General features: G+C 35.2%; 11 protein-coding genes. All 11 read right to left on the reverse strand.

All coding sequences use genetic code 11. The features are described 5' to 3' along the window. Positions 1 to 10: 10 nt before the first annotated feature. The 11 genes from IEY48_RS08075 to IEY48_RS08125 all read right to left on the reverse strand — a co-directional run bounded on the left by IEY48_RS08075 (position 11) and on the right by IEY48_RS08125 (position 14384). Positions 11 to 643, reverse strand: a complete 633-nt coding sequence (locus IEY48_RS08075) for a GDP-mannose mannosyl hydrolase (protein ID WP_229786367.1) — start codon at positions 641 to 643, stop codon at positions 11 to 13. A 79-nt stretch (positions 644 to 722) separates the two neighbouring features. Beyond that, positions 723 to 1751 carry a recombinase RecA gene (gene recA, locus IEY48_RS08080; RefSeq protein ID WP_308424892.1) on the reverse strand — a complete coding sequence of 343 codons (1029 nt, stop codon included), beginning with the start codon at positions 1749 to 1751 and terminating at the stop codon, positions 723 to 725. Between the two features lie 100 nt (positions 1752 to 1851). Continuing rightward, complete coding sequence (fcl, locus tag IEY48_RS08085; protein WP_188919101.1) at positions 1852 to 2811, reverse strand: GDP-L-fucose synthase; 960 nt, start codon at positions 2809 to 2811, stop codon at positions 1852 to 1854. A 495-nt stretch (positions 2812 to 3306) separates the two neighbouring features. Then, complete coding sequence (gene gmd, locus IEY48_RS08090; protein ID WP_188919103.1) at positions 3307 to 4422, reverse strand: GDP-mannose 4,6-dehydratase; 1116 nt, start codon at positions 4420 to 4422, stop codon at positions 3307 to 3309. Between the two features lie 371 nt (positions 4423 to 4793). Then, on the reverse strand, positions 4794 to 5423 hold the full coding sequence (locus IEY48_RS08095; RefSeq protein ID WP_188919106.1) for a hypothetical protein: 630 nt from the start codon (positions 5421 to 5423) through the stop codon (positions 4794 to 4796). Between the two features lie 156 nt (positions 5424 to 5579). Then, positions 5580 to 6392 (reverse strand): hypothetical protein, encoded by an 813-nt coding sequence (locus tag IEY48_RS08100; RefSeq protein ID WP_188919107.1) that lies wholly within the window; start codon positions 6390 to 6392, stop codon positions 5580 to 5582. A 97-nt stretch (positions 6393 to 6489) separates the two neighbouring features. Beyond that, positions 6490 to 9003: a glycosyltransferase family 2 protein gene (locus tag IEY48_RS08105; protein WP_188919110.1), complete on the reverse strand. Its 2514-nt coding sequence runs from the start codon at positions 9001 to 9003 to the stop codon at positions 6490 to 6492. Then, positions 9003 to 10193: a glycosyltransferase gene (locus tag IEY48_RS08110; protein ID WP_188919112.1), complete on the reverse strand. Its 1191-nt coding sequence runs from the start codon at positions 10191 to 10193 to the stop codon at positions 9003 to 9005. Before IEY48_RS08110 ends, IEY48_RS08105 begins: the two co-directional genes overlap by 1 nt. A gap of 18 nt (positions 10194 to 10211) precedes the next feature. Beyond that, the gene (locus tag IEY48_RS08115) at positions 10212 to 11156 is read right to left on the reverse strand and encodes an exostosin domain-containing protein (protein WP_188919114.1); all 945 of its coding nucleotides are present in this window, start codon (positions 11154 to 11156) and stop codon (positions 10212 to 10214) included. After that, on the reverse strand, positions 11119 to 13551 hold the full coding sequence (locus IEY48_RS08120; RefSeq protein WP_188919116.1) for a coiled-coil domain-containing protein: 2433 nt from the start codon (positions 13549 to 13551) through the stop codon (positions 11119 to 11121). Before IEY48_RS08120 ends, IEY48_RS08115 begins: the two co-directional genes overlap by 38 nt. Positions 13552 to 13619: 68 nt before the next feature. After that, the gene (locus IEY48_RS08125) at positions 13620 to 14384 is read right to left on the reverse strand and encodes a hypothetical protein (RefSeq protein WP_188919118.1); all 765 of its coding nucleotides are present in this window, start codon (positions 14382 to 14384) and stop codon (positions 13620 to 13622) included. Between the last annotated feature and the right edge of the window lie 133 nt (positions 14385 to 14517).

Here is a 14517-nt window from a genome sequence, read left to right on the forward strand (position 1 = left end):
AGGATAACTTTTATTTAATATACCACGCACTGCGTTTATGCACATCTGCACGGCTAAGCATTTCATCACGACTAAACCAACGATATTGATTGTGTTGCTGTTCCGGCAATGCATTTAAATCAATATCTAACAGTATTTTGTAGCCTAACACAACATAATGAGTCGATACCTCATCACCAAACACACTGTCGGTATAAAAATGCTCGAACGGCCCAAGACACGCCGCTTGGCTTCGGTTTATTGTAACACCTAATTCTTGTTGTCCGAGTCGAGTAAATGCATCATCCAGTATTTCATTTTTTAGCACCCGCCCACCAGGAACAAACCAAAAACCCTGAGCAGGTTTGTTATTCCGCAGGCCTAATAAAAATTGGCCTTGGCTGTTTTGAACAAGTAAATCGATAGACACTAACGGGGTTGAATCAATAACAGTTGTAAAGATACTTTTATCTAAAAACATAAATGACCAACTAGAAAGCGACAAGTAACAAGTAACAAGCGACAAGCGACAAGCGACAAGTAACAAGCGACAAGCGACAAGCGACAAGCGACAAGCGACAAGCGACAAGCGACAAGCGACAAGCGACAAGCGACAAGCGACAAGCGACAAGCGACAAGCGACAAGCGAAATTAAAGATGCCATGGATAACATGGCATAATTTAATGGTGAGTAATTTGGAAAGCAACGATAAGCAGCATCAGAATAATTAATGATATAACAGTTAACTTACTGCGATGGCATCCTTGCGAGGAAAATGTATGTCGAGAATTTTTTGTTTAATTTCTTCATAAATATGGGGTGTCGAACGTAAAAACTCACTAACATTATCACGACCTTGGCCAATTTTATTATCACCATAAGCATACCAAGAACCTGACTTCTCGATTATTTTACCATCAACAGCTAAATCTAATAATTCACCGTAACGATTAAAACCTTGCCCATAAATAATTTGCGTTTTTGCTTCTTTAAAAGGCGCTGCAATCTTATTCTTTGCAACTTTAATTTTAATTTCATTACCGATAACCTCTTCACCTCTTTTTATTTGCCCAGAAGAAGAGCTATAAGCACGCATCTCTAATCGAACAGAAGCATAAAACTTAAGTGCATTACCGCCAGTGGTCGTTTCAGGGTTACCAAACATCACACCAATTTTCATGCGGATTTGGTTAATGAAAATACACATGCAATTGGACTGTTTTAAGTTTCCGGCAAGTTTTCTCATGGCTTGAGACATCATTCGAGCTTGCAACCCCATGTGTGAATCGCCAATCTCCCCCTCTATTTCAGCTTTAGGGGTCAAAGCAGCAACAGAGTCAACAACAATTAGATCAATAGCACCTGAACGAGCTAAACTGTCACAAATTTCGAGTGCTTGTTCGCCATTATCTGGTTGCGATACGTATAACGAATTAATGTCCACACCAAGTTTTTGGGCATATATAGGATCTAAAGCATGTTCAGCATCTATAAATGCGCAAGTTTTACCTTCTCGTTGAGCTGATGCAATAATTTCTAAGGTAAGTGTTGTTTTACCCGATGCTTCTTGACCATAAATCTCAACTATCCTACCAATCGGTAATCCGCCAGCACCAAGGGCTATATCAAGCGCAAGTGACCCCGTTGGGATGGTTTCTACATCCATTGTTCGGTTCGCGCCCAAGCGCATAATAGACCCTTTGCCAAATTGCTTCTCAATTAGCTTAATAGCGGTATCTAATGCATTTTCTTTACTCACCACCAACCTCACAAATACTGTATGTAAAAACAGTGCGATTTTGGCTGTTTGTACTATTTTAAGCAAGGCTTTTATTTGAGCAATGAAATGAATGAGTTAATTGATAGCGGGTTTACCCACGAAAGTTATCTTGATTGACTAAAAACCAATGATATGCATTTTTCAATCCGGCTTCAAGGCTATACGAAAATTGCCAGCCTAATGCCGCAAGTCTATCAACATTCATTAATTTACGTGGAGCACCATCGGGTTTAGTGGTATCCCAAACGATGTTGCCATTAAACCCTGTCACTTTGGCTACCGTTTCAACTAACTCCCTAATGGTGCAATCAACACCAGTACCGACATTAATGTGGCTTAGCATTGGCTCAGTATTAGCATCATAAATGGTTTTATCTAACTCCATTACATGTATTGAAGCTGCGGCCATATCATCAACATGCAAAAACTCGCGCATTGGCTTACCACTGCCCCAGGCTATTACCTCACTATCACCACGAAGTGCTGCTTCATGAAAGCGTCGCAATAATGCAGGGATAACATGAGAGTTTTCTGGGTGAAAGTTATCATGGGGGCCATATAAATTGGTTGGCATCACGCAGCGGTAATCAACCCCATATTGGCGATTATACGATTCACATAACTTAATACCGGCAATTTTAGCAATGGCATACGGCTCGTTGGTTTCTTCTAATGTACCTGTTAACAAGGCCGTTTCTTGCATTGGCTGAGGCGCAAGTTTTGGGTAAATGCACGACGACCCTAAAAACAATAACTTTTGCACACCGGCTTTATAGGCACCATGAATGATATTGCATTCAATCATTAGGTTTTGGTAAATAAACTCAGCAGGGTAAGTATTGTTAGCATGAATGCCCCCCACTTTAGCTGCAGCGAGATAAACTTGATCGATACCTGAATCAGCAAAAAATTCGGATACAGCTTGCTGGTTAGTTAAATCAAGCTGTACACGGCTTCGGGTGGTGATTTCTACATCGCCTTGCGACTCTAACTGGCGAACTATCGCCGACCCAACCATACCATTATGGCCAGCAACAAATATTTTCTTCATTTAAAATCAGTTAATTATTTTTCACAATTGAGAATACTGGGAAGTACAGTAGTAAAAGAATTCCATTATCACTACAGATAACACCGAGAATAGATCAGAGAAAACAATAAATATCTTTACTCTGTGTAGCGCAAAGCGCCTCGGTGCCCTCGGTGGTAAAAAAGCTCTAGGTTTCACTACAAATAACCACAGTAGTAAAATATCCATTATCACCACAGAGACCACTAAGGAAGAATAAAACAATAAATGTCTTATCTTTACTCGGTGTAGCGCAAAGCGCCTCTGTGACCTCGGTGGTTAATATCTCTTGCTCTTGCTCTTGATCTTGCTACAAAGTAAACGGATTCAATTACCACCACAGAGGACACAGAGAGCACCGAGTAAGATAATCAATAGAAATTCTTTAGTCTTGACTCTGTGTAGTGTGAAGCACCTCTGTGTACTCAGTGGTAGATAGCTCTTGATCTCGCCTTCGTGGTAAAACGCTTAAAGTTTTTACCCTTTAGCCACAGACACATCATATCCATGCTGTTTTAAAATTGCACGTTGCTTGGCTTCCAAAAGGTCATGCTGAACCATCTCAGCACACATTTCCTCTACGGTTATTTCCGGTGTCCAACCTAACTTAGCTTTAGCTTTTGCAGGATTGCCTAACAAGCTCTCCACTTCCGCAGGACGGAAATAACGGGGATCGACTTTAACAATCACATCACCAACGCTAACACCAGGTGCATTATCGCCGTTTACAGCAATGACTGTTGCAATCTCATTTATACCTTTGCCAGTAAACTCAAGCTCAATACCCGCCTCTAAGGCTGACATTTTTACAAACTCACGCACAGAGATTTGCTTACCCGTGGCGATAACAAAATCATCTGCTACATCTTGTTGTAACATCATCCACTGCATACGCACGTAATCTCTAGCATGGCCCCAATCACGCAGCGCATCCATATTACCGAGGTACAAGCATGGATCTAACCCTTGTGCAATATTGGCAAATGCACGGGTGATTTTGCGGGTTACAAAGGTTTCACCACGACGTGGAGATTCATGGTTAAATAAAATACCGTTACAAGCATACATACCGTAAGACTCTCGGTAATTCACCGTTGCCCAATATGCATAAAGTTTCGCAACACCATATGGGCTGCGAGGATGAAATGGTGTCTTTTCGGTTTGCGGGCTCTCACTAACAAACCCATAAAGCTCTGAGGTTGATGCTTGATAAAAACGTGTCTTATTAGTTAACCCTAACAGTCGAATGGCTTCTAGAATTCTTAGCGTGCCTAAAGCATCTACATCAGCAGTATATTCAGGTTGCTCAAAACTTACCGCGACATGAGATTGTGCACCAAGGTTATAGATTTCATCTGGCTGTATATCACTAATAATTCTAACTAGGTTAGACGAATCAGTTAAATCACCATAATGTAAAATCAACTTAGGGTTTACATCATGGGGATCTTGATAAATATGATCAATTCGTCCGGTATTAAACGATGACGAACGACGCTTAATACCATGAACCTCGTATCCTTTAGAAAGTAAAAACTCAGCAAGATAAGAACCATCTTGCCCAGTAATTCCGGTGATTAATGCTTTTTTCATTATTGGTTGATCAACTTATAAATCGATAATTAAAGGGCTTTTTAACCATTATCACACTGAAATTAGTTTAGAATTGTTATGTTTAGAAGGGCTACACATACAATAATATGAACATCCTCACTATGTTGTAAGGCATCGTAAAAACCTAAAAAAGAAAGTATATGATCACACCTAAAGTGAGATTTTAATGAATCCTTTATCAGTGAAAAATTTTTTCGATCTGTTCCAGTCTTCCTAACAGTACTTTTAAAATATATCCGTATTTACTTTCATATAATAATTAATATAATTACGGCATCAGTGAGCATATGTAATTAATTGATAATTTATCGATCGCCATATCGATTTATATCAATTCAATTATATTAATATCAAAAATTAAGCGCCGAGTACCATTGCTCATCATCACCTTGCCATTCCTGGCTAGTTCCACTTTTAAAGCTTATAGAATCATCTACATATCTGGTAATAATGTTGGGGTGCTCCTGTTCCTTCTCTTTCTGGGCTATTTCAAGGATATTAACTAGCTCAAGTTTTCTACCGTACTTACTTTCATACAATATCACAAGTCGATTGAACTCTTCAATATCGACGACCCCATAGAACACGAGATATAAATCACGTTCATTTTTAAATGCAAGCTGTGTTTTCTCTGCTAGATATTCATATTTATTAATAGTGTCATCACAATTTTTAAGAAAATTACTTTCTGCACTTTTGCGATCGTTTACCCAACCACTTACGCCAAAGTCATGCAAAAATACATGATTTGAAAAAATATGTGAAGGTGCGAATTTCCCTTTATTTTCCACAATATTAAAATGTTCAAATTTTAGCTTAAAGTCATTTTCGACAAAATAATAAAAACCATTAAGCCCTCCCCACATCAACCAGTCGAAAAAAAACGAGTTCTTTTTATAATCAGGTAATTTAGCGAAACCGTATTTATCTATTTGATATCTAACTTTACAATTATCCCCTACCGATATAAATTTTTTCATATTACCTCTTCTTTTAAAGCACGCAGATTCAACTTCTTTCTTGCACTGTCATTTAGCTTCACAATTACACCTTCAAATTCTGATTGCGATACTTTTTAATAATAAATATCACCGAACTCTTTTAATGCAGAGCCATTCAGATCAGACTCCCTTCTTTCATTTGATAAAGTACCCTAGTGCTTCATCAAGTCGTCCACAATTTTTCAATGATTCAACAAACCCTTTATAATTAGTAACTTTTTCCTCACGTCGCGACAAATCTTGCTTTCTAAGTAGATTATTTCTAATTTCATTTTTTAAACTAGCCCCCCCAAAAACTTTTGAAATAAGACCTTGAAACCTTTCCACGCAATTTTGCTGACCAATGTCTATATCTTCTTCATATGTTATATGTCGAACCTTATCATTAGGCAAATTATTCACTAAAAATTGATACCAATATCTTCTAGGTTCAGACCAATTAAGATAAGAAGTTAAATCCAATTCAACTTTAAAGTCAGTATTATTTCTTGACTCCCAAACATTATGCTGCATAGCTTTTTTGAATGAAATGAAAGAATCAATATTTTTTCTTTGCAGAATCCAAGAGTAACAATCAAACGTTGATACCAGTTTTATTATATCAGGCTGATTTATCACATGCTCGTTAAAGACTTTAAAATAAATAGCTTTACGCCCTTTTCTTGCTGCAATCTCACATAAAAAACTAACAATCATAACAGGATTGCTTCTACAAAAATATATAAAGTCTGAATTTTTGGAATCTAAAGGCTTATCAGTTGCGATAGAATACCTTTCACAAAATTCAACAACCATATTTGACGATATAGAAAAAGCTTCATTAGGGTGGAAAATTTCAGAATATACATCTATGTCTTCAAATTTTCTCAAGATATTTGATAAAAAGTTTGAACCTGTCCGTGACACTGAAAAACAGCAAATAACTTTAACATCCGGTTGCTTCATCATTATTTCCTTTCTAAGACTAGTGTTATATAAGATTTGATTATGTCTCAGCTACTATCAAAAAAAACAGGCTGATTTTTATTTTAACCTATAACGAAAACTACACATTTATAAATCGATCAAAATCATCCCCAAAACCATCATTAATAGGGTTTACTAAAACCCACTTATCAGGCCCAAACTTTTCACACCATTCACTCACGCGTTTATAAAAGTCATCATAGTCGCTTCTATTTACTCCTTTAAGTAATTCAAAATCTGAACTAGTAAAAATAACCTTGCTTTCCGGGTATTTTGCTAAGATTTTTTCAAAATTATGAATTACACAACCGATATCACATATTGCATCATAAGCAGAGATACTTTCAATAGGATTATCATAATCAGAGTGAATTTTACCCATAATATCAGTGTGAATTCTTTTAGCGGTAGACTTTCTTTGCTCAATATTAGTGTCTTCAGGTGACCAAAGAATAGATTTAACATTTCTTGAAGTAAGATACTCGTGTATCAACTCACTGCCAGTTCCAGCTAAGCCGATTTGAAAGATAGGAAACCCGAATGTAATATTATCATTATCAGGTACATCGCTAACAGTAGAGAATACTGCAGTGGAATCAATAGCACTAACTAAATTTCGAAAAGGTGAATTATTTAGAATAAAACATATTGCATCATTAAAGGTTGGCGCAATAACTATGTTACCCCGAATAGATTCAACTGCTCCTTCATTATATAACAAAGTATGACCACTATAAGTAGGTACATTAATTTCGTCTTTAACTAGCGAGACATAGGAGTTATATGGTGTAGGAACCAAAAGAGGTGATATAAACTCAAAAGAAAATGGATTCAAAACACATTCTTTTATGATAGTGTTAAAGTTCTTGATAGCGCTCTCAATATTCCTCTTCGTATCATCATGATACTGAGCAATATTTTTTGCACTATCACCAGAGATTTGTGATGCAATTGACCTATATTTATAATGTCTAATAGGCATTAACTCAGTACTCTCAAGAGCGTTATAAGTACGTTTGTCTCCGTTTATAATTAAATCATGAAAACCTTGATTCAGGTGCATTTTAGATTCCCATTTAACGAGGGGGAACTTTCTCATTGAATCAAAAGTTTTATTTGTACGGTATCTAATATCAATTTGATAAGCCCAATCAGAATAAGCCCCATAACTCCACTTTGTTGTATTATGAGTATGATAATGTTCAAAGTCTGCTTTTGGTCTAAATTGATAGTGAGTGTATTTAGTTATTGGAGTTGATTCAACATTTTCAATATCTGTCAGATTATTCGGGTACAGATCAAGCATAAATCCAGAATAATATTTTCCTTTGTTTCTTTTCGTAAGATTTAATGTTGAATTTGGGCTTCTTAAATCAATATCTTTAAAGCAAGGTTCTGCATATTCATCACTATCAACAATATAAGTCCAAGAATCTAAACAGAACCTATTTAATAGACACTCTAGCCACATCGTTTTTGCGAATTTAAATTGACCAACTTTTGGCGAAAAAACAAACACATCATTATATTTTGATAGTAACTCATCCAATGGCTTTTCAGAGTTATCATCAACCAATAAAAAGAAGTTTACACCTAGCCTCCTATAGTGCTCTAACCAACCGTGAATATCATTCTCATCTTTAATACATGAAACCAACATGATAGAGTTTGGTTCAGGATTAAAATTACGTACACGGACGTCATCACAGCTCAAAAATAAAGATAAATTAACAGAGGGATCTATTTGCTCTGTGAAATCTTTTTGGCACTGTAATATTTCACTTAAATAAACTGATCGATTTACTTTATCTGTACTATTTTTTAGATATGAAAGTAAATGATTATATATAGAAGATAACCGCAAACGCGCATCATCTTCAACATATGAGTTATCATGTTCGCCTACTGCAGCATTTTCCATAAAAAAATTATTTTCTGACTCAGGTAAAGCAATTTGTTCAATTTCTATTGCATGCTCATCTAAATAACGTCGAAATGGATGACTTTTCTTTATAATGTTTTTACCTTCACCTGTATAGTGAATATATTTAACATTCTCTTTGTTAACAAGGACACTCAACATTGCGTCCATTTCATCCCATTGTCTTGGTAAAAAGTCCTCGTCGTACCCCCAACGAATATAATCTTCAGCATTAATAGAAATTCTGCCACACGTACCATCACCCCAATTACCCTGAAACTGATGAAGTACACAATTATAATCATACCTTTCAAATATTTCTACTATATGCTTTCCTGCACCCTTGCCCACAAAGTTATCACCGTCTAACGAAGCATATATTTTACCCTTTATATATTTTTTAAATGCATTTTTTGCCTTTCCAAAGTGCCAAACAGGTAAATCATCATGATAGTAATAACGAAGATAACCAGATTTTAATTCTTCTGGAAAATTTTCTTGTACCCACTTTGAAGTTTCATTTCCATCATCATCAAAACATATAACGATGAACTCTACTATATCGGAGTCTTTTACATTATCTAAAAGATTTTTTTTAAGTGTAGATTTAATATCGCCAAGTCTATTTTTAATGGGAATACAAAATGAAACTTTAAGATTGTTAGAAGACATTACGAACCTCGAATTAATTCTAAATATTTTTCTGAAAACTTTTCATAACTGTTTGAACATTTTTCATAAGACCTTTTACCAATTTCATTAATTTGTTCTTTAGGTAAGTTAGCTATTCTATTTATTACTTCCTTAAGCCCAGGAATTGATTGATCATATAAAAAACCATTCTCTTCGTTTACCATTTCTGTAAACATACCTATGTTTGGACAAATCGATGGTTTCTTATGAGTAGATGCCATATAATAACTACCAGAAATTAATATTTTTTGATATGTAAGCACTGACACTAAACAATTAGCATATAAGTAATGAACTTCCTCGTCGCTTAAGGAACGGTTAATATAAACAAAATTACCTGGGTACTTATTGACCATTGTTTTAGAGAAATCATCTACAGCAGGATCTAAGCAACGTCCAGCTACTACCAATTTAATATTTTTATTACTTCTTAGTGCAGACTCATATGCTGAGAGTAACTGGGCAACTCCTTTATACGGTCTAATCATCCCCAATGATAATAAATAATTTTCAAACTTCCTACCTTTCATTTCTGGGATTACTGTTTTTTTATATTTATATTCAACTGGATAAAGTGGATGTTCTAAATAATAGGCTTTATCTTTAAAGCTTACACCTAAAAACTCTTCCATAATTCCAATGGAGTTTAATGAATGAACGTGAATTTTATAAGTAACATCACATAAGTGCTTCATTAATTCAATAAGATATTTTGATATAAAATCGGGCTGATCATGATCAACTTTATTATGAATTGTCCATATTATTTTACAGCCTATTCCTATATATATTTTTAACTCATCTAAAAAACCTTCGTAACATAACTTTGCTTTTTCTTCACTATCGCAACCAACAAAAATTTCTTTTAACCAATGAATATGGAAAATTCTTTTTTTTGCCATTGACAAAAAACACAAGTCATCAATTATTTCTGTTCCCTTTTCTTTTTTATCACTATTTAAACTCGAATACATTATATTTTGGTATGGGTTTGCTGCATAGTTTGGGAAATAAACTACTCTTACATCACTTTGAATAAAATTCTTATACTTTATTATTTTTGAGTTTACGTTGAACCAATTTACAGCTTCCCACCAATACTTTTTACGTTTATACGAAAGATAGATTAAATCTCTATTTTTTTTATAATCCAAAATACTACTAGCCATTTACTTTCCCTAATAAACTCATAAAACTTTAGTTCTAAAAACTAACATTAACTCTTCGATAAAGCGCTCTGCCTTTAAGCAACTATTTTCTTGCATAAAAAATATAGAGTGATTCAAATCTATATGTCCCAAATCTAAAGTATCACTTATAACTACCGGAACACACTCAAACTCTATAGCCTCCCATAATCTTATTGAATTTGGTCCACTCCCAGAGGGGCACAAACAAAATACGGTATCTTCCATCACTCCTATATATTCAATTTCATTCTTCTCTCTAATCCGTCTTTTTGCATCAGCTTCACTTTCACCTAGTAGCTGATGTCGATAAACATCCTGCTCAAAATGCCATTCACTCCTCTCAATTACAATTGCATCATCGCGCTTAGGCAGTTCAAATATCCATTGTCTAACTGGGGTTAAATACAAATCTGGTTGGTAGGCACCAATAAAACTATACAAATACTTACGCTCACTCAACGGCTTATTGACTCGGGGTGGTGGACGTTTATAGTGCATAACTGGGTAGAGAGAATAAGGATGCAATTTAATCCCGTCTAGCTCGTCCTGCCCGATTATTTTATGTGACCAGTATATATCCGTTATCCCAAGCATTTTAAAGTAAGGTAACAACTTTAACGCATAAATGTGCTGACAATAAGTCACTACTCTTATTGACATTTTAGGAGGGTGCAGGTGTAACGCTGCTAACAATTTTTGTGCTTTAGAGGGATTATGATCCAGATAATCAATTAAACTCGCCCAAGGAAAACAAATATACTGAGTAAACATGTCTGGCTTAGGTGACTCAAGCAATTGCTCGTATGCCCACAGCTCAGTTTTAGCCGGTAACTGCCAATCATACGGGAAAGCGAATACGTTATCTGTTCTTACCCAACCATTATCGTATTTTATGGTATGCATATTATGGGTTAACACGACAAAACCATGCCCCTTTTTCACAAGGGACTATCTCTTCTTCAATATCAATAAACCTTGCTTTGATTGTTTCTTTCCATCGCTCTGCAATGGTTTTTTCTTCTTCGCGGTTATAATCATCTAATACTAAATCCATTTGATGACTACCAAGGTGATTAAGCAATTTTGTCACTGCAGGTAAACGCGCTAGCGGCCCTGTGGCACCTGGGGGACCATCGATTAATACTAAAATTTTAGCCGTTCTTCCCTCGAATAAATCGGCAATATGTTTAAGGGCATTGTCGCAACTGTAATATAAATAATCGTCGTTGTTAATTTTACAGTCTACTAGCGGGGCATGTACTAGATTAACAATATTATCTAGCCCGTTTTGCTGAAGTGATGCTAAGGTTTTGTCGTAGTATTTTTTATTATGTTCAAATGTGAGCACGCGTTGTGGTAAGTCTTGTAAGTAATCAACAAGCTCTATCTCATTTTTCCTGGTGTCTTTTCCTATTCTTTTAGGGGCAAGATCTTCAATATGTGGTTGAGTGCCAATTATGTCATGCTGCATAGCTTGGGCAAATAAGCGTGTTGATGTGCCACTGCCAAACTCTATGATTAAATCATAATTATTGGATTTAATCTTACCTAGCAAAAACAAAGCTATGTCACTACTTATTGGCCAGCCATGGTACTCCATAGTTAATGAACCGCTCTCTAAAAAGCTTTGCACACCAATAAAGGACTCAATTTGCTTGGTTGAGTTTTCTGCTTGTTTTTGAATATGCCAAGCCAACCTATTTTTTAAGTTATCTAATTCTTTTGATTGGCTTGCAGTAATTTTTTCAACGAGTGAATCAAGTGCTTTATCGTTAATATGCAAGCTTTTTTCTAATGCTTGATTTGTCAACTCTAGCGCTGTAACTTTTAATTTTAATGCATTAACTTCTGCATTGTTTTTTTCTACCAATGCTTGATTATCACTTTGCAACTGTTCAATTTTATTTTTTAACTGAGCGATATTTACTTCGTTCTTCTCAATCTGATTTTTACTGTCCAACTCAACTTGTTTTCTATCTATTTCTAACTGCTTTATCGCATTTTCGAGTTGAATTATTTTTTCATTTAGTTCTGCAATATTTTCCGTTGCATGTTCACGCTGTTTCTTAGCGTCAGTTTCAAGCTTTGTCTTAATTTCAATAAGCTGTTTATTACGCTCTTCTAATTTACTAACTTTTGTCGTTAGCGCTGCAGTGTCCGAAGCAACCTTTTCGCTCTGTTGCTTTTTATCAGCTTCCAGTTTGGTTTTCGTTTCAATGAGTTGTTTATTATTCGCTTCTAATTCACTGACTTTAGTCGTTAATGCTGCTGTGTCCGCTGCCGCTTGTTCGCTCTGTTTCTTTTTATCAGTTTCCAGCTTTGTTTTCGTTTCAATGAGTTGTTTATTATTCGCTTCTAATTCACTGACTTTAGTCGTTAATGCTGCAGTGTCCGCTGCCGCTTTTTCGCTCTGTTGCTTTTTATCAGTTTCAAGCTTTAATTTAATTGCAGTAAGTTGCCTGCTGTTAGTCTCAAGTTCAAGAACAATATCTGATAACCTTTGTTTATCATCATTTAATGAGGAAATTTCTTCGGTCAGTGTTAAAAATTCTTGTTTGATTGTCTGCTCATACTGTTCTGATTTTGTAATTTGTTGAGCTAGCGCTTGTTGTGCTGTGTTTAACTCCTCTTGTAAAGAGCCGTTATTAACGACAATTGCTTCAATTGAATTAGACAGATTACTCAATGCACTTTGTTCTTGTAAAAATTTGAACTCATAATTTACAAAAACAGAATCGAAGTTTATCGAATCTAAAACAAACCCTAATTTTAATAGGCTTGAGATGGTATCATTTTTACTTTTTTCGTAATCAACAGACGTGCAATCCTTTAACGCCTGAATATTAATATTTTTGAAAAGCAACAACTCATCAGCACTTGCATTATTTAACAAATCAAATTCAATACCATTGAGTTTTAAATCTAGCACCACTGTACTGCTTTTAAATGCATCGCTATGCCGCTTAATTAATTCACTCAACCCAAAACGCATCACTTTCTTTTTTTCTTGTACTTTTAGGTTTTTAAATTTTTTCCTAAAATACTCTACAGAGCCTAAACTACTAAATTGAGCTGGTGATGTAATTAAAAATTTAGCCGACTCTTTTTGGGGAGATATAACATCTGAATATATCGTCACATCAGCAAGTGATTTATACTCATTGGATAAAAAAGTAAAAGTGTCTGGATTACCCTCATAGAGAAAAATCTGCTTCGACTGAAGCGCTTGATATTTTATAATATCGACTCCAACGCCCGCGCCTAAATGAAAAACATAGTCAACTTTATTACTAACAACTTTGTTATCAGCTGTATCATTCAAATCTTTGTTAGCCATTGATATCCCTTAATGTATCTTACCCATACACTATTATAATAAAGTATATATTACGGTTTATGTGCTGTTTACAGAAATATCTTCTTGACCCAGTCCCCAATAGGTTCAAAAAGTTTTTTCTTGTACGACAGAGTATCTTCTGTAGAATTGTGACTGTTATATATTTTTTGCTTGTTACAATGTCTAGAAGCATCTAAACATTTAACGATACCATTAACATCATCACTATATCGGTATTCTAAATTAAGGCGTGCAGATTCACGCTCTATCCAGTTTTTTGTCATACTGATAACGCTGAGACCGTGGTAAGCTGCTAACCATAAAACACCTGAGCTTTGAAGTTTATATATTTCAGAGTCGTAGTTGAAAAAAATAGTATCACTCGACTTAAATAACCCCATTAAATCATTATGTTCAATAAACTTATTTTCTATTGTGACATTTTTGTTTTTTTCTGTTACACGTTCTAATTCTTTAGCAATATCCCTTAGCAATTTCGACTCATTTGATATTGAGTATTGTATAAAAAAATCATAATTAGGCTTACTCTTTGCCAAATGCTCTGTAATAAGAGGTAATGATGCAAAACCTTTATTTAGCTTTGCATCGCCAGTATATAAGATGCATTTACCTCTACAATTAGTATTACCGTGATTTTTTGAAGAAGCAGTGTTATTTTTTCCTTCTTCAGCATTACATCTTTCATCACCCAACAATAAACATGGCTGAATATCTACTTCAATATTTAAGAGTTTTTTGTAAATTATTTGCAACTCATAGTCTGTTGCAAAAAACTTGATGCTATCGTGTTTGGCTAAATGCCTAAAGGCCAACTCATAATCAGGGGCTGATCATACTCGATCGCTTTTCATACATCCTTTTTAAAAACAAAGAGATAAAAAATAGCTTGATTGATCTCGCCAGTGTGATCAAATAGCGCTCTTTTTCTTTGTCTTTATACTTAAT

The organism is Shewanella saliphila (assembly GCF_014648295.1).
In the GTDB taxonomy this organism is placed as follows: domain Bacteria; phylum Pseudomonadota; class Gammaproteobacteria; order Enterobacterales; family Shewanellaceae; genus Shewanella; species Shewanella saliphila.